The organism is Streptomyces gobitricini, from assembly GCF_039532985.1.
Taxonomy (GTDB): domain Bacteria; phylum Actinomycetota; class Actinomycetes; order Streptomycetales; family Streptomycetaceae; genus Streptomyces; species Streptomyces gobitricini.
In genome coordinates this window covers 1-18,085 of sequence record NZ_BAAASR010000035.1, presented here as the reverse complement: position 1 = coordinate 18,085, position 18,085 = coordinate 1, and the positions used below count along the sequence as shown (strand labels likewise).

The window sequence follows — 18,085 nt, the reverse complement described above, 5'->3', positions numbered from 1 at the left end:
GGGACCTGACTCATGGGAGCGCAGCTCCGGGTCTACAAGCGTCGCATCAAATCCGTCACGGCGACCAAGAAGATCACCAAGGCGATGGAGATGATCGCCGCCTCGCGCATCGTCAAGGCGCAGCGCAAGGTGGCGGCCTCGACGCCGTACGCGACCGAGCTCATCCGCGCGGTCACCGCGGTGGCCACCGGGTCGAACACCAAGCACCCGCTGACCACCGAGACGGACAACCCGACCCGGGCCGCGGTGCTGCTCATCACGAGCGACCGCGGTCTGGCCGGCGGCTACTCGTCCAACGCCATCAAGGCCGCGGACCAGCTCACCGAGCGACTGCGCGGCGAGGGCAAGGAGGTCGACACGTACATCGTCGGCCGCAAGGGTGTCGCCTACTACGGCTTCCGCGAGCGCAAGGTCGCGGAGTCGTGGACCGGCTTCACCGACAGCCCGAGCTACGCGGACGCCAAGAAGGTCGCCGCACCCCTCATCGAGGCCGTCACCACGGAGACGGCCGAGGGCGGGGTCGACGAGCTGCACATCGTCTTCACGGAATTCGTGTCGATGATGACGCAGACGCCCGTACAGAACCGGATGCTCCCGCTCAGCCTGGACCAGGCGGCGGACGAGGCCGGGACCAAGGGCGAGATCCTTCCGCTGTTCGACTTCGAGCCGTCGGCCGAGGACGTCCTCGACGCCCTGCTGCCGCGGTACGTCGAGAGCCGTATCTACAACGCACTGCTGCAGGCCGCCGCTTCCGAGCACGCCGCCCGCCGCCGCGCGATGAAGTCGGCGACCGACAACGCCGGAGACCTGATCAACAGCCTCTCCCGGCTTGCCAACGCGGCCCGCCAGGCCGAAATCACCCAGGAAATCAGCGAGATCGTCGGTGGCGCGAGCGCCCTGGCCGACGCGACCGCGGGGAGTGACAAGTAATGACCACCACTGTTGAGACGGCCACGGCGACGGGCCGCGTCGCGCGGGTCATCGGCCCGGTCGTCGACGTGGAGTTCCCCGTCGACGCGATGCCGGAGATCTACAACGCGCTGCACGTCGAGGTTGCCGACCCGGCCGAGGACGGCAAGAAGAAGACGCTGACCCTGGAGGTCGCCCAGCACCTGGGTGACGGCCTGGTCCGCACCATCTCGATGCAGCCCACCGACGGTCTGGTCCGCCAGGCCGCCGTGACCGACACGGGCGCCGGCATCTCGGTCCCCGTCGGCGACTTCACCAAGGGCAAGGTGTTCAACACCCTCGGTGAGGTGCTGAACCACCCCGAGGAGAACGCCAACGTCGGTGAGCGCTGGCCGATCCACCGCAAGGCCCCCGACTTCGACCAGCTCGAGTCCAAGACCGAGATGTTCGAGACCGGCCTGAAGGTCGTCGACCTTCTCACCCCGTACGTCAAGGGTGGAAAGATCGGTCTGTTCGGTGGTGCCGGTGTCGGCAAGACCGTGCTGATCCAGGAAATGATCATGCGTGTCGCCAACCTCCACGAGGGCGTCTCCGTCTTCGCTGGCGTCGGCGAGCGCACCCGTGAGGGCAACGACCTCATCGCGGAGATGGAGGAGTCCGGCGTTCTGGACAAGACCGCCCTGGTCTTCGGCCAGATGGACGAGCCCCCGGGCACCCGTCTGCGCGTCGCCCTGGCCGGTCTGACCATGGCGGAGTACTTCCGCGATGTGCAGAAGCAGGACGTGCTCTTCTTCATCGACAACATCTTCCGGTTCACCCAGGCCGGTTCCGAGGTGTCCACCCTGCTCGGCCGTATGCCGTCCGCGGTGGGTTACCAGCCGAACCTGGCCGACGAGATGGGTCTGCTGCAGGAGCGCATCACCTCGACGCGTGGTCACTCGATCACCTCGATGCAGGCGATCTACGTCCCCGCGGACGACCTGACCGACCCGGCCCCGGCCACCACCTTCGCCCACCTCGACGCGACGACGGTTCTCTCCCGTCCGATCTCCGAGAAGGGCATCTACCCGGCCGTGGACCCGCTGGACTCCACGTCCCGGATCCTGGACCCGCGCTACATCTCCGAGGACCACTACGCCGCGGCCACCCGCGTCAAGGGGATCCTGCAGAAGTACAAGGATCTCCAGGACATCATCGCGATCCTCGGTATCGACGAGCTGGGCGAGGAGGACAAGCTCGTCGTCCACCGTGCCCGTCGCGTCGAGCGCTTCCTGTCCCAGAACACCCACGCCGCCAAGCAGTTCACCGGCGTGGACGGCTCGGACGTGCCGCTCGACGAGTCGATCGCCGCGTTCAACGCGATCTGCGACGGTGAGTACGACCACTTCCCCGAGCAGGCCTTCTTCATGTGCGGTGGTCTTGAGGACCTCAAGAAGAACGCCAAGGAGCTCGGCGTCTCCTGAGTCCCATGACTCGTGAAGGGGGGCGGGCACGCGTCCCGCCCCCCTTCGTACGCCTCGTGTTCGACCGAGGGGCCCGGCGTTTCCGCGGCGGGCGCCCTACTAGACTTATGACCCAACACCCGGCATACGCCGGGTGGTGACCCGAGGAGCCACCCTTGGCTGCTGAGCTGCACGTCGAGCTGGTCGCCGCGGACCGGAGTGTCTGGTCCGGCGGGGCCACCCTGGTCATCGCGCGCACCACGTCCGGCGACATCGGCGTCATGCCCGGCCACCAGCCGCTGCTCGGTGTGCTGGAGTCGGGCCCGGTGACCATCCGTACGAGTGAGGGCGGGACTGTCGTCGCCGCCGTGCACGGCGGTTTCATCACGTTCGCGGACGACAAGCTGTCGCTGCTCGCCGAGATCGCCGAGCTGGCGGACGAGATCGACCCCCAGCGCGCCGAGCGCGCGCTGGAGCGCGCGAAGGCCGAGTCGGACGCCGCCGCCGAGCGGCGCGCCGACGTCCGGCTGCGCGCGGTGGCGGTGCGCTGACGCACCGCGCCGAGAGTTGTGCCCTCAGCCGCGGCCCGGTCTGGAATCATCCAGACCGTGTCGCGGCTGAGGTCGATGCAGGTGCAGGTTGTATTTCGTTGAACGAACGATGCGAGGAGGTCGGTGGAGATGTTCCTCGCTCTGCTGGTGAGCGCTCTGGTCGTCGCCACGGTGCTGATCGGGCTCTTCGTGTTCGGGCTGCGCCGGCGGCTGATCCAGCGCTCCGGCGGCACCTTCGACTGCAGCCTGCGCTGGAACGTCCCGGACGGTGACCTCCCGCCCCGCGCGGCCGGGGTTCCCCCGACCGGCAAGGGGTGGGTGTACGGCGTCGCCCGCTACAGCGGCGACCGGGTCGCCTGGTTCCGCGTCTTCTCGTACGCTCCCCGCCCCCGCCGCGTCCTGGAGCGTTCCGGCATCGAGGTGCTGGCGCGCCGGATGCCCGAGGGCGAGGAGGAGCTGGCGCTGCTCTCCGACTCGGTGGTCCTGGGGTGCCTGCACCACGGGCGCCCTCTGGAGCTGGCGATGAGCGAGGACGCGCTCACCGGCTTCCTCGCCTGGCTGGAGGCGGCGCCGCCCGGGCAGAGGGTCAACGTGGCGTGAGCCCCGACATACCGCGGGTGCGGGCGGGCGAGTGCCACGTCTGGTTCGCCGACGCCGTCCACGTACCCCCGCTGCTGGAGCTGCTCGACGACCGGGAGCGGGCCCGTCATGACGCCTTCGTCCGGGCCTCGGACCGCGCGCTGTACTTGACCGCGCACGCGCTTGCGCGGCAGCTCGTCGCCGCGCAGCTGGGTGTCCGACCGACCGAGGTGCGGTACGTCCAGGAGTGCCGGCACTGCGACCGTCCGGAGCCGCACGGGAAGCCGCGGGTGGCGGGCGCGGACCTGGAGCTGTCCTGGTCGCACTCGGGCGGCCGGGTGGCGGTGGCGCTGTCGCTCGCCGGGCCGGTGGGCGTGGACATCGAGGAGGTCGCCGGCGAGGGCAAGGTCGCGGACCTGTCGGCGGCCGTGCTGTCGGCGGTGGAGCGAACCGAGCTGGAGCGGCTGCCGGCGGCGGAGCGGGCGCGGGGTTTCATCCGCTACTGGGCGCGGAAGGAAGCGGTCCTCAAGGCGACCGGGGACGGGCTGATGGTGGAGCCGTCCCTGCTCACGGTGAGCGCGCCGGACGCGCCGGCCGCGCTGCTGGAGTGGCGGGAACGGGCGGAGCCGCACCTGCCGGTGCGGCTCCATGATCTCGACGCGGGTGACGGATACCGGGCGGCGGTCGCCGTGCTGGGGACCCGGTGCCCGGTGGCGCGGCACGAGGCGGGGTACGGCGGGGACGGCACCTTGCGCCATCCCCGCCGCGGGGTGACTACTTCAGCCCGCTGCTGATGGCGCTCACCAGTTCGCCGTTCGCGGTGTCACCGCTGAACTCCCAGAAGAACGCGCCGCCCAGGCCCTGGTTCTTCGCCCAGCCCATCTTGGAGATGACGGTGGCCGGGGTGTCGTAGCTCCACCAGTTGGTGCCGCAGTGCGCGTACGCCGTGCCGGCGACCGTGCCGTTGGCGGGGCAGGAGTTCTTGAGGACCTTGTAGTCCTCGATGCCCTGCTCGTACGTGCCCTGGGCCGGTCCCGTCGCGGTGCCGCCCGGCTCCTTCTGTGTGACGCCCGTCCAGCCGCGGCCGTAGAAGCCGATGCCGAGCAGGAGCTTCGTGGACGGGACGCCCTTCGCCTTGAGCTTGGCGATCGCCTCGGCGGAGTTGAAGCCCGCCTGCGGGATGCCCGGGTACGAGGTGAGCGGGGAGTGCGGGGCCGTCGGGCCCTTCGCCGCCCAGGCGCCGAAGAAGTCGTACGTCATCACGTTGTACCAGTCGATGTACTGGGAGGCGGGGCCGTACTCCGCGGCGTCGATCTTGCCGCCGGGGGAGGCGTCCGCCGTGATGGCGGCGGTGACCAGGTTGCTCGTGCCGAACTTGGCACGCATGGCCTGCATCATCTTCGTGAAGGCGGCCGGGCCGCTGGTGTCACAGGTCAGCCCGCAGGCGTTCGGGTACTCCCAGTCCAGGTCGATGCCGTCGAAGACGTCGGCCCAGCGCGGGTCCTCGACCAGGTCGTAGCACGACTGGGCGAAGGCGGCCGGGTTCTGCACCGCCTGGCCGAAGCCGCCGGACCAGGTCCAGCCGCCGAAGGACCACAGCACCTTGATGTGCGGGTACTGGGCCTTCAGCTTGCGCAGCTGGTTGAAGTTGCCGCGCAGCGGCTGGTCCCAGGTGTCGGCCTTGCCGTCGACGGACTGGTCGGCGGTGTAGGCCTTGTCGTAGTCGGCGTAGGCGTCACCGATGGTGCACTTGCCGTTCTGGACGTTGCCGAAGGCGTAGTTGATGTGCGTGATCTTCTGCGCGGAGCCGGAGGTCACCAGGTTCTTCACGTGGTAGTTGCGCCCGTAGACGCCCCAGTTGGTGAAGTAGCCCAGGTTGACCTTGGCGCCGGGGCCCGGTCCGGGGCCGGGGTCGGTGCCGCCTCCGGTGGTGCGTACCGCGCGGGAGCCGCTGACCGGGCCGGTCTGGTCGGCGGTGTCACGGGCCTGGACGCTGTACGAGTAGCCGGTGCCGGCCGTCAGGGCGCTGTCGGTGTACGTCAGGCCGGTGACCGTGGCGACCTTGGCGCCGTCGCGCAGCACGTCGTAGTTCTTGACGCCCTTGTCGTCGGTCGCGGCGGTCCAGGTGAGCTTCACCGAGGTGTCGGTGATGCCGGACGCGGCCGGGGTGCCGGGCGCGGAGGGCGGGGTGTCACCTGGGACGCTGGGGCCTCCGTCGCACGACCCGCCGTTGAGCTTGCAGCCCGTGGGCGACCCGGTGCCGGTGCCGTTGAATCCGAAGGAGACGGAGGCGCCGGGGGCGAGGGTGCCGTTCCAGCCGATGTTCTTGGCGGTCCAGTGGTTGCCGCTGTTGGTGACGGTGGCGTCCCAGGCGGAGGTGACCGACGTGCCGGTGGGGAAGTCCCACTCGACGGTCCAGGAGGAGAGGGAGGTGGTGCCGGTGTTCTTCACCGTCCACTTGCCCTCGAAGCCGGAGCCCCAGTCGGAGGCCTTGGTGTACGTGGCGGTCGCCGAGGTGGCGGCCTGCGCGGGGGAGGCGAGGCCGACCATGGCGGCCAGCGGAAGCAGAAGGGCGGTCAGTCCGGCCGTGGCCCTGGCTCGGAACCTCGTTCTGCGCGGTAGTGCTTGAGTGCTCAACGGTGCTCCTCAAGTTGCGGACGGACAAGGTGGGGGTGGTGTCCGTGAATCCGTGAAAGGTGCGCGCCGTGAGCGTAGGAAGGTCTGGACCAATCGTCAATAGGTCCAGACCATAGGTGGGTGCTCTTGTTCAGACACCCAACTCCTGCGCCAGCACCGCCGCTTGCACCCTGCTGCGCAGCTCCAGCTTCCCCAGCAGCCTGCTCACATGGGTCTTCACCGTCGCCTCCGCCATCTCCAGGCGCACCGCGATCTCCGCGTTCGACAGCCCCTCGCCCAGGCACGACAGGACCTCCCGCTCCCGCCGGGTCAGCGCGTCCAGCACCCCCGGATCGGGCGCGTCCTGCAGCCGTCCCCGCCCGGCCGGCGCCGCGAACTCGGCGATCAGCCGGCGCGTCACCGCCGGGGCGATCATGCCCTCGCCGCGCGCCACCGTCCGTACCGCCTCGACGAGGCCCCTGGCATCGGTGTCCTTCAGCAGGAAGCCGGCCGCCCCGGCGCGCAGCGCGCCGAAGACGTACTCGTCCAGATCGAACGTCGTCAGGACCAGGACGTCGGCGAGCGCCTCGCCCACCACCTGACGCGTGGCCGACACGCCGTCCAGGCGCGGCATCTGCACGTCCATCAGCACCAGATCGGGCCGCAGCTCCCGGGCGAGGCGCACCGCCTCCTCGCCGTCCCCGGCCTCACCGACCACCTCGATGTCGGGCGCGCTGCCCAGGATGAGGACCAGCCCGGCGCGCACCGCGCTCTGGTCCTCCGCCACCAGGACGCGTACGCGCGGAATTCCCGTTCCGGTCATGCCGACGGCTCCTTGTCGTCCTCCGCCACGGGCAGCTCCGCCCGCACCCGCCAGATCTTCTCGCCCCGGTGCTCGGCCGGACCCGCCTCGAACGCGCCGCCCAGCAGCGCGACCCGCTCCCGCATCCCCACCAGGCCGGCCCCCGACCCCGGCGCCCGCGGACCCGGCCGCGTGCCGAACGGGCTGGTCACCCGGACCGTCAGGGCGTGGTCCGCGGAGTGCAGCGCGACGGTCACCTCGCCCGGGTCCGCGTGCTTGAGCGTGTTCGTCAGCGACTCCTGCACGATGCGGTACGCCGCGAGCTCGACGGGCGCGGGCAGCGGCTCGGCGGCCGGTGCCCGGCCGTCGACCAGCCGGAACGTCAGGCCGCTCGCCGCGCCGTTGGCCCCGGCCTGCCGTACGAGGGCGTCCAGGCCGTCGAGGGTCGGCGCGGCGGCCGGCGCGTCATGGCCGCTGGTGTCGCGCAGCAGGCCGATCAGCCGGCGCATCTCGGCCAGGCCGTCGACGCTGTTCTCGCGGATGACGCCCAGCGCGTCGCGGGAGGTCTCCGGGTCGTCGAGGGAGAGCGCGGCGGTGGAGTGGATGGCGATCGCCGACAGGTGGTTGGCCACCATGTCGTGCAGCTCGCGCGCCATCCGGGACCGCTCGGCGATCACCGCCTGCCGGCGGTCCATCTCGGCCAGCAGCGCGGTCTGCTCCGCCCGCAGCCGGGCGGCGTCCGCGGCCTCGCGGTGGTTGCGGACCACCGCCCCGGTGATGGCCGGGAAGAACGTGATCAGTGCAGTGACGACGCCGATCAGCAGCGCGACCGGCTCCCGGAACCAGGCCAGGAAGCCCAGCGTCACCACGATCGTGATCAGCCCGGTGGAGACGGGGATCCGGCGCGCGGCGGCGGGCGTTCCGTACACCACGGCGGCGTACACGAGATCGGCGAACATGACGATCGTCATGAGATTGCCCCGGGTGAACTGGTCCGCGACGACCGCCACCGTCCCCACGGCCAGCGCCGTCTGCGGCCTCGTCCGGCGCACCATCGCCAGCGCGGTCACGGCGAACAGGGGCACCAGTGTCGGCCAGCGCCCGGGGACCGGCGGGCGGTGCCCGGGCCCCTGGCTGTGCAGCCCGAACGCCCACAACAGCAGCCCGCAGGCCAGCCCGGCGGCGGCGATCAGCACATCGTCGCGATGCGTACGGGGAAGTCTCACCCGTCCATCCAACACGGTGCGGCGCGCCCGGACCTCGCCGTGCGGTCGGAGCGCCGACTACATCGAAAGATGCAGTACGGATTCGTCACCGGCGACGACGACTCGGCGCACGGCGCCCGGAAGGCTGGAGGGGTACCGAAGGGAGAGTGCCGTGGTCGTCGCGCTCATCGTGATCTGCGAGGTCGGCTTCTGGGTGCTGCTGGCCGCCGGGCTCGCCACCCGTTACCTGCTGAGGATGCCCCGTACGGGCGCGGCGCTGCTGCTGTGCGAGCCGCTGCTGGAGGTCGTCCTGCTGGTCGTCACCGCGATGGACCTCAAGAACGGCGCCGAACCGAGCTGGAAGCACGGGCTGGCCGCGCTGTACATCGGCTACACCGTCGGCCACGGCCACCGCACCGTGAAGTGGCTCGACGGGCACGCCGCCCACCGCCTGGGGGGCGCCCCGCGCCCGGCCGGGCCACCCCGCTACGGCATGGCGCGCGCCCGCCACGAGGGCCGGATCTGGCTCGGCACCCTCGCCGGAGCGGCGGTCGCCACGGTCCTGCTGTGGCTGGCGATCCTGTACGTGGACGACCCGAGCCGCACCGGTGCGCTCCGGAGCTGGATGGGCGCCGCCTGGCGGACGGCCGGCATCCACGGCCTGGTGGCGCTCACGTACGCGATCTGGCCGAGGAAGGCCCCGGCCCCGGAAGCCGGGCCGCCCCGCGAACCGGTCCGTGCGGAACGCCGCTAGCGCTCCCCGCCCGGCACCCACAGAACGTCGCCGACTTCCTTGTTGGCCGTCCGCGCGAGGATGAACAGCAGGTCCGACAGCCGGTTGAGGTACGTGGCCGTCAGGGCGTTCATCGTCTCGCCGTGGACCTCCAGCGCGGCCCACGTCGACCGCTCGGCGCGGCGGACGACCGTGCACGCCTGGTGCAGCAGGGCCGCGCCCGGGGTGCCGCCGGGGAGGATGAAGGAGCGGAGCTTCTCCAGGTCCTCCAGGAACCGGTCGCAGTCGGCCTCCAGCTTGTCGACGTACGGCTGCTCCACCCGCAGCGGCGGGTACTCCGGGTTCTCGACCACCGGCGTCGACAGGTCCGCGCCCACGTCGAACAGGTCGTTCTGGACGCGGACGAGGACCTTGACGACCTCCTCGTCGAGGCCGCCCAGCGCGATCGCGGTACCGATGACCGCGTTGGCCTCGTTGGCGTCGGCGTACGCGGCGATCCGCAGGTCCGTCTTGGCCGTGCGGCTCATGTCGCCGAGTGCCGTCGTGCCCTTGTCGCCGGTGCGGGTGTAGATGCGCGTCAGATTGACCATACGGCCAGCCTAGTGAAAGGGACGCCCGGCCGGACACGCCGGGCTCGAGGGCCCCGGCAGGCGCTCCGGTCCGACGCGGCCCTCCTCGCCGGGGCGGCTATGAGGCTCCTCGCCACACGGGCACCGTCCGGACCGGGGCAGGCGCCGGGGCGGTCGAGCGGCGGGCACCGGCGAGGCCACCCGCGAAGCGCGCGGTTGCCCGGCCGGACGGAGGAGCCGCGGGGAAGAAGGCGGCGAGGCGAGCGAGCCGGCTCCGCGTGACCCCGCTCCGCGTGACCCCGCTCCGCGTGACCCGGCTCACGGCCACCCGCGGCACTCCGGCTCACCGCACCACCCGTATCGGTGTGATGTCCGTCATCTGAGACGTGACGCGCATCTCTTCGGCGCCACACGGCCGCGCGCGCCCGCTAATCTCCGCGAAGAGCCGATACGTAAACGGGTGTTAAGGGGAAGATCGTGGCCAGGAAGCTCGCCGTCATCGGGGCCGGACTCATGGGATCCGGAATCGCGCAGGTCTCGGCCCAGGCGGGCTGGGAGGTCGTGCTGCGCGACGTCACCGACGCCGCCCTGACCCGCGGCACCGACGGCATCAAGGCCTCGTACGACAAGTTCGTCGCCAAGGGCAGGCTCGAAGCCGCCGACGCCGAGGCCGCCCTGGCCCGCATCACCACCACCACCGACATGGACGCGGCCGCCGACGCCGACATCGTCGTCGAAGCCGTCTTCGAGAAGCTGGACGTCAAGCACGACATCTTCCGTACGCTCGACAAGCTCGTACGCGACGACGCCGTCCTGGCCTCCAACACCTCCGCCATCCCGATCACCAAGATCGCGGCCGTGACGGAGCGCCCGGAGCGCGTCGTCGGCACCCACTTCTTCTCGCCGGTCCCCATGATGCAGCTGTGCGAACTGGTGCGCGGCTACAAGACCAGCGACGAAACCCTCGCCACCGCCCGCGAGTTCGCCGAGTCCGTCGGCAAGACCTGTATCGTCGTCAACCGCGACGTCGCCGGCTTTGTGACGACCCGTCTGATCTCCGCCCTGGTCGTCGAGGCCGCGAAGCTGTACGAATCGGGCGTCGCCTCCGCCGAGGACATCGACATCGCCTGCAAGCTGGGCTTCGGCCACGCCATGGGCCCGCTGGCGACCGCCGACCTCACCGGCGTGGACATCCTGCTCCACGCCACGAGCAACATCTACACCGAGTCCCAGGACGAGAAGTTCGCGCCGCCGGAGCTGATGCGCCGGATGGTGGACGCGGGTGACATCGGCCGCAAGAGCGGGCAGGGCTTCTACAAGCACTGAGCCGTCTCGACCCTTTCACCATCACCCCTCGGGGTGAATTCGGTATCGGTTCGCTTACAAGGCGCAACTGGTCCGCCGGTCAGGCAGTCAGTTGTTGCATAGAAGTACGTGACGACGGAAGACGTGACGACAACGCACTCTCGGGGAGCGCATATGCACATCAGGGGCGACCACGCCGAGCTGGTCGTCGGGGGCCGCCTCGACGTCCGCAGCGCGGCGGACGCCCGTACGGTCCTGCACTCGGCCGTCGACGACGGAGCCGGCGACCTGGTGCTGGACCTGACCGGCCTCGACTCCTGGGACGCCACCGGTCTGGGAGTCATCATGGGCGCTCACCGACGAGCGGGCCGCTGCGGCCGCCGGCTGGTACTGCGGGGCGTACCGCCCCAGATGCAGCGCCTGCTGGTGGCCACCCGGCTGCACCGCATCCTCGCCATCGAAGGCGGCATCGCCGCCGAAACGTTGCCCCGGGTGTAACGGTACGGGCCTGGAAAAGCACACCAGATACCCAATCCTCACAAGACCATGACGTCTTGGGCGCCGTACCACCCCGGCTCTTCGTCCATACTGGGCGAAGGTCTAGGGTTCGGTCGCCTGCCGATTGACGGACCCATCCGGCGGGCACCGGACCAGAAGCGGCAGCGGGCGTGCGGAAAGGCCGGGAGGGGCTTCGGCGCACCACGCTCTTGGGGGCTTTCACCATGGACCCGATCAACCGGGGACCGGAAGACTTCGGCCACGACGACCGCGACGGCGACAGCCGCCCGCGCACCACACGCGACGGCGGCCCCACGCCCCCCTCAGGGCAGGGCGGCGCACCGCCGGGTCCTGCCAGGACCGCCCAGCTCGTCTCGGGCGACCTCCTGCTCACCATCAACCCGATAGACGGCAGCGAGATCGAACCGTGCCCGCCCGGGCACCGGCCGGAAACACCCGTCCGCCACACCCCCGAGGAGCGTGCCGAGCTGGCCCGCGCCGCCGGTCCGCCCGTGCCCCCCGGCCCCGCGGCCTTGCCGCTGCCCCTCCTGGAGCGCCAGGAGGAGCGCGAGCGGCTGGTCCGGCTGCTGTCGCGCGGACGCTCCGTGCGCCTGACCGGACCGGCCGGGGCCGGGCGCACCGCGCTGCTCGACGCCGTCGCCGCCGACTGCGCCGACCTCGCGCCCGACGGGGTCGTACGGCTCTCCGGCCACCACCGCACGCCCACCGAGTTGCTGTACGAACTGTTCGCCGCCGTCCACCGGGCGCCGGCCCAACGTCCCGACCGTGCGGGGCTGCAGGCCGCCGTCCACGACATCGGCGCCGTCGTCGTCCTGGACGACCTGGAGTTCGGCGGTGCCGCCCTGGACGAGATCCTCGACGCCACCCCCGAGTGCGCCTTCCTGCTCGCCGCCACCCCCGGTGTCGCCGCGCCGTCCGCCGACTCCCACCTCGAAGAGGTGTTCCTCTCGGGGCTGGACCGCGGCTCCGCGCTGGAGCTGCTGGAGCGCTGCGTCGACCGGCCGCTCACCGACGACGAGGCCAACTGGGCCGGTGACCTCTGGTTCGAGTCCGAGGGCCTGCCGCTCCGCTTCGTCCAGGCCGGAGCCCTGCTGCGGCAGCGCGACGAGCTGCGTGCCGGCCCGTCCGGGGACGACGACGAGGACAGCGTCTTCACCGACGTCCGCGAGGCACCCCTGCCGACCCTCCGCGAGGGCGCGGCGCCCGCTCCGCTGCTCGCCTCCCGGCTCTCCGAGTCCGCCCGCGAGACGCTGCGCTTCGCGGTCGCGCTCGGCGGGGAGGTGCCGCACCAGGCGCACATGCCGGCGCTCGTCAACGACACCCACGCCGACGCGGCGCTCGGCGAGCTGCTGCGCTGCGGACTGCTCACCCCGGTCGGCACCCGGTACCGGCTCGCCGCCGGGGTCATGGCCCAGCTCGTGGCGGAGGGGTACGACGAGGGCGCCGCCGACCGCGCCCGCACCGCCGCCCAGCACTACGCCTGGTGGGTCGGGCACCCCTCGGTCAGCCCCGGCCGGGCGGTGGCCGAGGCGGACGCCGTCCTGGCCGCGATGACGGCACTGGTACAGGCGGCCGCCGACTCCGGTGCGGGCGGGACCGCCGCTTCCGGTTCCTCGGACGTCTCCGGTGTCTTCGGCGGGACCGGCACCGCCGGGGCACCCGGCGCTTCCGGCTCCTCTTCGTCCTCCTCTTCCTCCTCTTCCTCCTCTTCCTCCTCTTCGTCCTCCTCGGACGACGAGGAGGAGGGGTACGCCGACGTGGCGGTCGTGCTCGCCCGCAGCGCGGCGCCGGCGTTCGCGGCCGGGCTCCACTGGGGGGCCTGGGAGCGGGCACTGCGCACCGGTGCCGAGGCCGCCCGGCACGCGGGCGAGGTGGCCGAGGAGGCCTACTTCCACCACGAGTTGGGCGTTCTCGCGCTGTGCGCCGGCAACCTGGACCGGGCCCGCGCCGAGCTGGAGGCGTCGATCGCCATGCGCGGCGCCCTCGCCGACAAGCGCGGCACGGTGGCCGGCCGGCGCGCCCTGGCCCTGGTCGTGGACCGTGAGCGCGGGCCGCTGCCGGGCGGACGCACGCCGGCGGCGGGCGCGGAGGTGCCCGCGGCGCGGTTCGAGGACCCGGCGTCCCCGCCCGGCGGCGTACCGGTGGCCCCCGCGCGCACGGCTGGGGCGACCGCGGTGCCGGCCCTCGGGGGTGAGACCGAGACGCTCATCGGCCGCCAGGACCCGCCTGCCCCGGTGGCCGGGCCGTCGGCGCGGCGCACCGTCCTGAGCGGTGCCCGGCGCAACCTGGTCGCCGCCGGTGCGGGCGCCGTCCTCGCGGCCGTCCTGGGCACGGTGGTGACCCTGGGCGCGACCTCGGGCGGTGACGAGGGCAACGGCGGCTCGCGGCGGGTCACTTCCGACCAGCCGGCCGACGAGACCGGGGGCGGCGGCGGCCTCGACGCGGACGAGCCGGCCCAGGGCTCCACCCGCGACCCCGGCGACGGTGGTGGCGACGGTGGCCGGGGCGGCTCCGGCTCCGGCACCTCCGGCGTGCCGGGTTCCTCGGCGAGCCCGGGCGAGAGCGGCGCGGCGGGCACCCCGTCGAGTCCGTCGGGCGACCCGTCCGCAACGAGCGGGACGACGACACCGACGACGTCGGGGCCCGGCTCGGGCAGCCCCTCCAGCAGCGGGCCCACCACGGGCGCCCCGACGACGGGCGGGTCGACGTCGGGTGAGACGACGAGCGGGTCGACGTCCGGTGAGACGACGAGCGGGTCGACGTCCGGTGAGACGACGAGCGGGTCGACGTCCGGTGAGACGACGAGCGGGTCGACGTCCGGTGAGACGACGAGCGGGTCGACGTCCGGTGAGACGACGAGCGGGTCCACGTCCGGTGAGACGACCAGCGGGTCCACCACGGGGGACACGACCAGTGGCGCCGGCGGCGGCACCAGCAGCGGCGGTACCGATTCCACCGGCGGGGCGGGCGGCGCCACCCAGAGCGCTCCCGCCACGAGCAGTGACCCCGAGCCGTCCGGCACGGCCGCCTGAGACGCGCCTACGGCCCCGGGACGGTGACGTCCCGGGGCCGTAGGCATGCGGGTGGGCTCAGAACAGCCGCAGCTTGTCGTCCTCGATGCCGCGCAGCGCGTTGTAGTCCAGCACCACGCAGCCGATCCCGCGGTCCGTCGCCAGCACCCGCGCCTGCGGTTTGATCTCCTGGGCCGCGAAGACGCCCTTCACCGGCGCCAGGTGGGGGTCCCGGTTGAGGAGCTCCAGATAGCGGGTGAGCTGCTCCACGCCGTCGATCTCGCCGCGCCGCTTGATCTCCACGGCGACGGTCGCGCCGTCCGCGTCGCGGCACAGGATGTCGACCGGTCCGATGGCGGTCGGGTACTCGCGGCGAATCAGTGTGTACCCGTCGCCGAGTGTCTCGATCCGGTCGGCGAGCAGCTCCTGGAGGTGTGCTTCCACGCCGTCCTTGATGAGGCCGGGATCGACACCGAGCTCGTGTGACGAGTCATGGAGGATTTCCTCCATGGTGATGATCAGTTTCTCGCCCGCTTTGTTCACGACCGTCCAGACGCGATCGTCACCCTCCTTGAGGGTGCACGGCGGCGACATCCAATTGAGCGGTTTGTACGCCCGGTCATCGGCGTGGATGGACACGCTGCCATCTGCTTTCACCAGGATCAGACGGGGTGCGGAGGGCAGGTGGGCGGTGAGCCGGCCGGCGTAGTCCACGGAGCAGCGGGCGATGACGAGACGCATGGTCGGCAACGCTACAAGACACACGCTCTTCCGCGCGATTCGGCCCTAAACTCCCCTTCTTCCATGGCCGGTTGTGCACCCAATCTCCTGGTGCGGTCCGGACAGCGCGCTTACCGTGGAAGCGGGAGGTTGTCGCTCGTGCACGCAGCGTGTCGTGCGGGGGTCGTCCTCCTTCCCTGCCCGTAAGACCCCGGTACCCGGGGTCGCGAGAGGAGAACCCATGTCGCTCGACGTCTCACCGGCGCTGTTGGAACAGGCCGAGCGAGGCGAGGTCGACGAAGCCGACTTCGTCGACTGCGTCCGGACCTCCCTGCCCTTCGCATGGGAGATGATCAGCTCTCTGGTGGCCCAGCTGAAGGTGGACGGCGGCGCGTTCGCCGACAACCAGACGCCGCCGCCGGACGAGCAGGCGCGCGGCCAGTTGCTGCGCGCGCTGGCGAGTGATGCGATCCGGGGTGCGCTCCAGAGGCACTTCGGCGTGCGTCTGGCATTCCAGAACTGCCACCGCGTCGCGGTGTTCCCGCTGGACTCCTCGGTCGACGAGCGGCTCGCCCGCTTCACCTCCGCACGGGCCCAGCTGCTGAACCAGTCGCCGACCCTGCGCGACTGCTGACGCCTTGTGCTGCCGCTCCGCATCGCGGAAGGTGCGACTGGTGCAGGGCGGCAGCATGGTGGCCATCATTCGAGCCGGGGTACCACCTCGGTGCCCAGCCGCCGTACGTTCTCCTCCGTGGCCGCGACGTCGCCGGAGCCCTCGACGAGCAGCGCGAACCGTGTGATGCCCGTACGCTCCGAGGTCGCCGCGAGCCGGTCCGCCGCCACCCGTGGCGAGCCCACCGGGTGCAGCCGGCACAGCAGTTCGGTGTAGGCGACGGGGTCGCGCATCGCGCGGTGCCTGCCGTCCACGGTGACATGGGCGTCCAGCCCCTGCTTCAGCCAGCCCGGCATCGCCTTGACCAGTGCCTCCGCCGCGTCCGCCGTACGGTCGGCGATCTGTGCCACGCCCGCCGACACATGGCCGCCCGCCGCCCGTGCGACCGCGTCGGCGCGGTGACCGGCGGCCAGCGCCTCACGGCGCCACAGGGCCACCATGTCCGCCTTCTCCTCGTCACCGCAGTGCATCCCTAGCAGCATCGGCAGGCAGCGCTCGGCGGCGAGCCGCACGCTCCGCGGCGAGGTGCAGGCGACGATCGTCTCCGGTACCGGGTCCCCGTCGATGAGCTCCTGCGGCCGGGGAACGACGGCGACCTCGCGGAACCGGTGACGCTGCCCCCCGGCCGAGACGCGCGGCTCGCGCAGCCAGCGCAGCAGCAGGTCCAGCGCTTCGGGGAATCCCGTCTCGTACGCCGCGAGACCCGCGCCGAACACCTCGAGGTCGACCCACGGCCCGCCCCGGCCCACGCCGAGCGTGAACCGGCCGCCGGAGGTGATGTGCAGCAGCGCCGTCTGTTCGGCGAGCGCCACGGGGTGGGTGGTGGGCAGCACGCTGACGGCCGTCCCGACCCGGATGCGACGCGTCCGCCCGAGCAGCAGCGCGGCGAGCGTCACGGCGGAGGGACACACGCCGTACGGCACGAAGTGGTGCTCGGCCAGCCATACCGAGTCCAGTCCGGCCTCCTCGGCCACCTCCGCCGACCGCACCGCGCGGTGCAGCGCCTCCCCCTGGCCCTGGCCGGGAAACTGGGCCGCCAGTACAAAAGTTCCCACACGCATCGCCTTATGCCTCCTTGACCGGCCGACGCGGCTCCCCTCACTGGCAACAACGTCTGGCAGGTGCCAAAGGCAACGGCCGGGCGGGAAGTTGTTGCGATTTTCCGGTAACTCGAACCGGACCGTGCGAGTACCCACAGTCGCGACCCTTAGGCTGGACGGGCAAACATCCGCGCCCGCTCCCAGTGAGGTGTTCCGTGTCACCGCGCCGCAACCGCCCCCGTGGCGGCGAGAAGCCGAACCAGAACGGCGGCGAGCCGGGCACCAGGTACGGAGGGTTCCAGCGCACCGAGTCCTGGCAGGACGAGGAGTGGTCCATCCGCCACGTCGCCGGCGCCGGCGCCGGCAAACGGTACCGGTGCCCCGGCTGCGACCAGGAGATCCCCTCGAGTGTGCCGCATGTGGTGGCGTGGCCCGAGTACGGCGGCGTGGACGACCGCCGGCACTGGCACAAGGCGTGCTGGAACGCGAGGGACCGCCGCACCACGCGGGTGCAGCGGTCCCGTAACGCGCCCCGCTACTGAGGCGGGAGGCGGAGCTCAGACGTCGCGCTTCTCCGTGGCGAGGAGCGCCCCGCCCATCGCGACGGCGGTCACGCCGCAGAGGATCCACAGCGGCGTCCAGCCGTGCGGGCCGCCGTCGATCAGACCGGTGTCGCTGTAGAAGGCGATGAGCAGGCTCGGGATCGAGTACTGGAACAGGAACTTCTGCACCTCCGGCAGCGACGACATGAAGATGCCGGCGACCAGCGGCAGCAGCATCAGGCCGATCATGATCGTGATCGCGCCGGCGGAGTGGCGGACCAGCGCGCCGACCGCGAGCGCCAGCAGCCCGAGGACCGCGGTGAACAGCCCCGCGCCGACCGTCGCGCGCACCCACTCCTCCCCGGTGGCGGTGGCGCCGTCGAGCGTCGCGGTCTGCACGGCCGCGACCAGGGCGGCGGTGACCGTGGTGACGACGAGGATCAGCAGGAAGAAGACGATGGCCTTGGCGGTCAGCACACGGCTGCGGCTGGGGCAGGCGGTCAGCGTCGTACGGATCATGCCGGTGCCGTACTCGGACGAGATGGTCAGCACGCCGAGCGTGAGCACGCAGATGGTGCCGAGCAGCACACCGTTGAAGCCCAGCCCGAGGGCCGACTCCCCGCCCATGTCCGTGTCGGTGGCTTTGATCGCCACGATGCTGAGCAGTCCGACGCCGACCATGAGCAGGATCATGACGCCCAGCGTCCACATCGTGGAGCGCACGGAGCGGATCTTGGTCCACTCGGAGCCGAGCGCGTCCCCGAGGTGGGCGCGGCGGACCGGGATCGGCGACGTGTACTGCTGCTGGTAGGGGGCGCTGGTCATCGGGCGTCCTCGCTCTTGCTCAGGTCTGCGGGGGCGGGGGCGGG

General features: G+C 71.7%; 18 protein-coding genes. 11 read left to right on the top strand and 7 right to left on the bottom strand.

Annotation, left to right across the window (positions count from 1 at the left end; translation table 11 throughout):
- The first annotated feature begins 12 nt into the window (after positions 1-12).
- The 5 genes from ABD347_RS26440 (at position 13) to ABD347_RS26420 (ending at position 4,275) form a co-directional block, all read left to right on the top strand.
- The gene (locus ABD347_RS26440) at positions 13-930 is read left to right on the top strand and encodes a F0F1 ATP synthase subunit gamma (protein ID WP_344365861.1); all 918 of its coding nucleotides are present in this window, start codon (positions 13-15) and stop codon (positions 928-930) included.
- Complete coding sequence (gene atpD, locus ABD347_RS26435) at positions 930-2,372, top strand: F0F1 ATP synthase subunit beta (protein ID WP_344365859.1); 1,443 nt, start codon at positions 930-932, stop codon at positions 2,370-2,372. Before ABD347_RS26440 ends, atpD begins: the two co-directional genes overlap by 1 nt.
- A 155-nt stretch (positions 2,373-2,527) precedes the next feature.
- A complete protein-coding gene (locus ABD347_RS26430; protein ID WP_156692297.1) occupies positions 2,528-2,902 on the top strand; it encodes a F0F1 ATP synthase subunit epsilon in 375 nt (124 codons plus the stop codon).
- A 123-nt stretch (positions 2,903-3,025) separates the two neighbouring features.
- Complete coding sequence (locus tag ABD347_RS26425; RefSeq protein WP_344365855.1) at positions 3,026-3,502, top strand: DUF2550 domain-containing protein; 477 nt, start codon at positions 3,026-3,028, stop codon at positions 3,500-3,502.
- On the top strand, positions 3,499-4,275 hold the full coding sequence (locus ABD347_RS26420; RefSeq protein WP_344365853.1) for a 4'-phosphopantetheinyl transferase family protein: 777 nt from the start codon (positions 3,499-3,501) through the stop codon (positions 4,273-4,275). The genes ABD347_RS26425 and ABD347_RS26420 overlap by 4 nt, the downstream gene beginning before the upstream one ends.
- Here the strand turns inward: ABD347_RS26420 and ABD347_RS26415 are convergent.
- From ABD347_RS26415 to ABD347_RS26405, 3 genes are all read right to left on the bottom strand, one after another.
- Positions 4,256-6,118, bottom strand: coding sequence for a glycosyl hydrolase family 18 protein (locus ABD347_RS26415; RefSeq protein WP_344365851.1), 1,863 nt, complete (start codon positions 6,116-6,118; stop codon positions 4,256-4,258). The two genes, ABD347_RS26420 and ABD347_RS26415, sit on opposite strands and share 20 nt — an antisense overlap.
- 130 nt (positions 6,119-6,248) lie before the next feature.
- Positions 6,249-6,920 (bottom strand): response regulator, encoded by a 672-nt coding sequence (locus ABD347_RS26410; protein ID WP_344365849.1) that lies wholly within the window; start codon positions 6,918-6,920, stop codon positions 6,249-6,251.
- A complete protein-coding gene (locus tag ABD347_RS26405) occupies positions 6,917-8,125 on the bottom strand; it encodes a sensor histidine kinase (protein ID WP_344365846.1) in 1,209 nt (402 codons plus the stop codon). Before ABD347_RS26405 ends, ABD347_RS26410 begins: the two co-directional genes overlap by 4 nt.
- A 151-nt stretch (positions 8,126-8,276) precedes the next feature.
- On the opposite strand from ABD347_RS26405, the gene ABD347_RS26400 reads away from it, so the two are divergent.
- Complete coding sequence (locus ABD347_RS26400; protein WP_344365844.1) at positions 8,277-8,858, top strand: hypothetical protein; 582 nt, start codon at positions 8,277-8,279, stop codon at positions 8,856-8,858.
- On the opposite strand, the gene ABD347_RS26395 is transcribed toward ABD347_RS26400, so the two are convergent.
- Positions 8,855-9,427 (bottom strand): cob(I)yrinic acid a,c-diamide adenosyltransferase, encoded by a 573-nt coding sequence (locus tag ABD347_RS26395; protein WP_344365842.1) that lies wholly within the window; start codon positions 9,425-9,427, stop codon positions 8,855-8,857. The genes ABD347_RS26400 and ABD347_RS26395 overlap by 4 nt on opposite strands.
- 456 nt (positions 9,428-9,883) lie before the next feature.
- Here ABD347_RS26395 and ABD347_RS26390 point away from each other — a divergent pair, with 456 nt between their 5' ends.
- From ABD347_RS26390 to ABD347_RS26380, 3 genes are all read left to right on the top strand, one after another.
- Positions 9,884-10,732: a 3-hydroxyacyl-CoA dehydrogenase family protein gene (locus ABD347_RS26390; RefSeq protein ID WP_064071818.1), complete on the top strand. Its 849-nt coding sequence runs from the start codon at positions 9,884-9,886 to the stop codon at positions 10,730-10,732.
- A 153-nt stretch (positions 10,733-10,885) separates the two neighbouring features.
- On the top strand, positions 10,886-11,209 hold the full coding sequence (locus ABD347_RS26385; protein ID WP_031073773.1) for an STAS domain-containing protein: 324 nt from the start codon (positions 10,886-10,888) through the stop codon (positions 11,207-11,209).
- Between the two features lie 224 nt (positions 11,210-11,433).
- Complete coding sequence (locus tag ABD347_RS26380; RefSeq protein WP_344365839.1) at positions 11,434-14,262, top strand: ATP-binding protein; 2,829 nt, start codon at positions 11,434-11,436, stop codon at positions 14,260-14,262.
- Positions 14,263-14,319: 57 nt separating this feature from the next.
- Here ABD347_RS26380 and nucS read toward each other — a convergent pair whose 3' ends face one another.
- Positions 14,320-14,982, bottom strand: a complete 663-nt coding sequence (gene nucS, locus ABD347_RS26375; RefSeq protein ID WP_344365838.1) for an endonuclease NucS — start codon at positions 14,980-14,982, stop codon at positions 14,320-14,322.
- A 220-nt stretch (positions 14,983-15,202) separates the two neighbouring features.
- Here nucS and ABD347_RS26370 point away from each other — a divergent pair, with 220 nt between their 5' ends.
- Entirely contained in the window at positions 15,203-15,595 is a 393-nt protein-coding gene (locus tag ABD347_RS26370; RefSeq protein WP_344365836.1) for an SCO5389 family protein, read from the top strand.
- A gap of 65 nt (positions 15,596-15,660) precedes the next feature.
- Here ABD347_RS26370 and ABD347_RS26365 read toward each other — a convergent pair whose 3' ends face one another.
- Positions 15,661-16,695 carry an LLM class flavin-dependent oxidoreductase gene (locus ABD347_RS26365; RefSeq protein ID WP_344365835.1) on the bottom strand — a complete coding sequence of 345 codons (1,035 nt, stop codon included), beginning with the start codon at positions 16,693-16,695 and terminating at the stop codon, positions 15,661-15,663.
- A gap of 194 nt (positions 16,696-16,889) precedes the next feature.
- Between ABD347_RS26365 and ABD347_RS26360 the strand changes: the two genes are divergently transcribed.
- Positions 16,890-17,216 (top strand): ATP/GTP-binding protein, encoded by a 327-nt coding sequence (locus tag ABD347_RS26360; protein ID WP_344365833.1) that lies wholly within the window; start codon positions 16,890-16,892, stop codon positions 17,214-17,216.
- A 15-nt stretch (positions 17,217-17,231) separates the two neighbouring features.
- Here ABD347_RS26360 and ABD347_RS26355 read toward each other — a convergent pair whose 3' ends face one another.
- Entirely contained in the window at positions 17,232-18,041 is an 810-nt protein-coding gene (locus tag ABD347_RS26355) for an ABC transporter permease (RefSeq protein ID WP_344365832.1), read from the bottom strand.
- Positions 18,042-18,085: the final 44 nt, after the last annotated feature.

Coding starts and splice junctions, on each gene's coding strand:
- ABD347_RS26440 (WP_344365861.1), top strand. CDS start 13: ATGGGAGCGCAGCTCCGGGTCTACAAGCGTCGCATCAAATCCGTCACG.
- atpD (WP_344365859.1), top strand. CDS start 930: ATGACCACCACTGTTGAGACGGCCACGGCGACGGGCCGCGTCGCGCGG.
- ABD347_RS26410 (WP_344365849.1), bottom strand. CDS start 6,920: ATGACCGGAACGGGAATTCCGCGCGTACGCGTCCTGGTGGCGGAGGAC.
- ABD347_RS26395 (WP_344365842.1), bottom strand. CDS start 9,427: ATGGTCAATCTGACGCGCATCTACACCCGCACCGGCGACAAGGGCACG.
- ABD347_RS26385 (WP_031073773.1), top strand. CDS start 10,886: ATGCACATCAGGGGCGACCACGCCGAGCTGGTCGTCGGGGGCCGCCTC.
- ABD347_RS26380 (WP_344365839.1), top strand. CDS start 11,434: ATGGACCCGATCAACCGGGGACCGGAAGACTTCGGCCACGACGACCGC.
- nucS (WP_344365838.1), bottom strand. CDS start 14,982: ATGCGTCTCGTCATCGCCCGCTGCTCCGTGGACTACGCCGGCCGGCTC.
- ABD347_RS26370 (WP_344365836.1), top strand. CDS start 15,203: ATGTCGCTCGACGTCTCACCGGCGCTGTTGGAACAGGCCGAGCGAGGC.
- ABD347_RS26365 (WP_344365835.1), bottom strand. CDS start 16,695: ATGCGTGTGGGAACTTTTGTACTGGCGGCCCAGTTTCCCGGCCAGGGC.
- ABD347_RS26355 (WP_344365832.1), bottom strand. CDS start 18,041: ATGACCAGCGCCCCCTACCAGCAGCAGTACACGTCGCCGATCCCGGTC.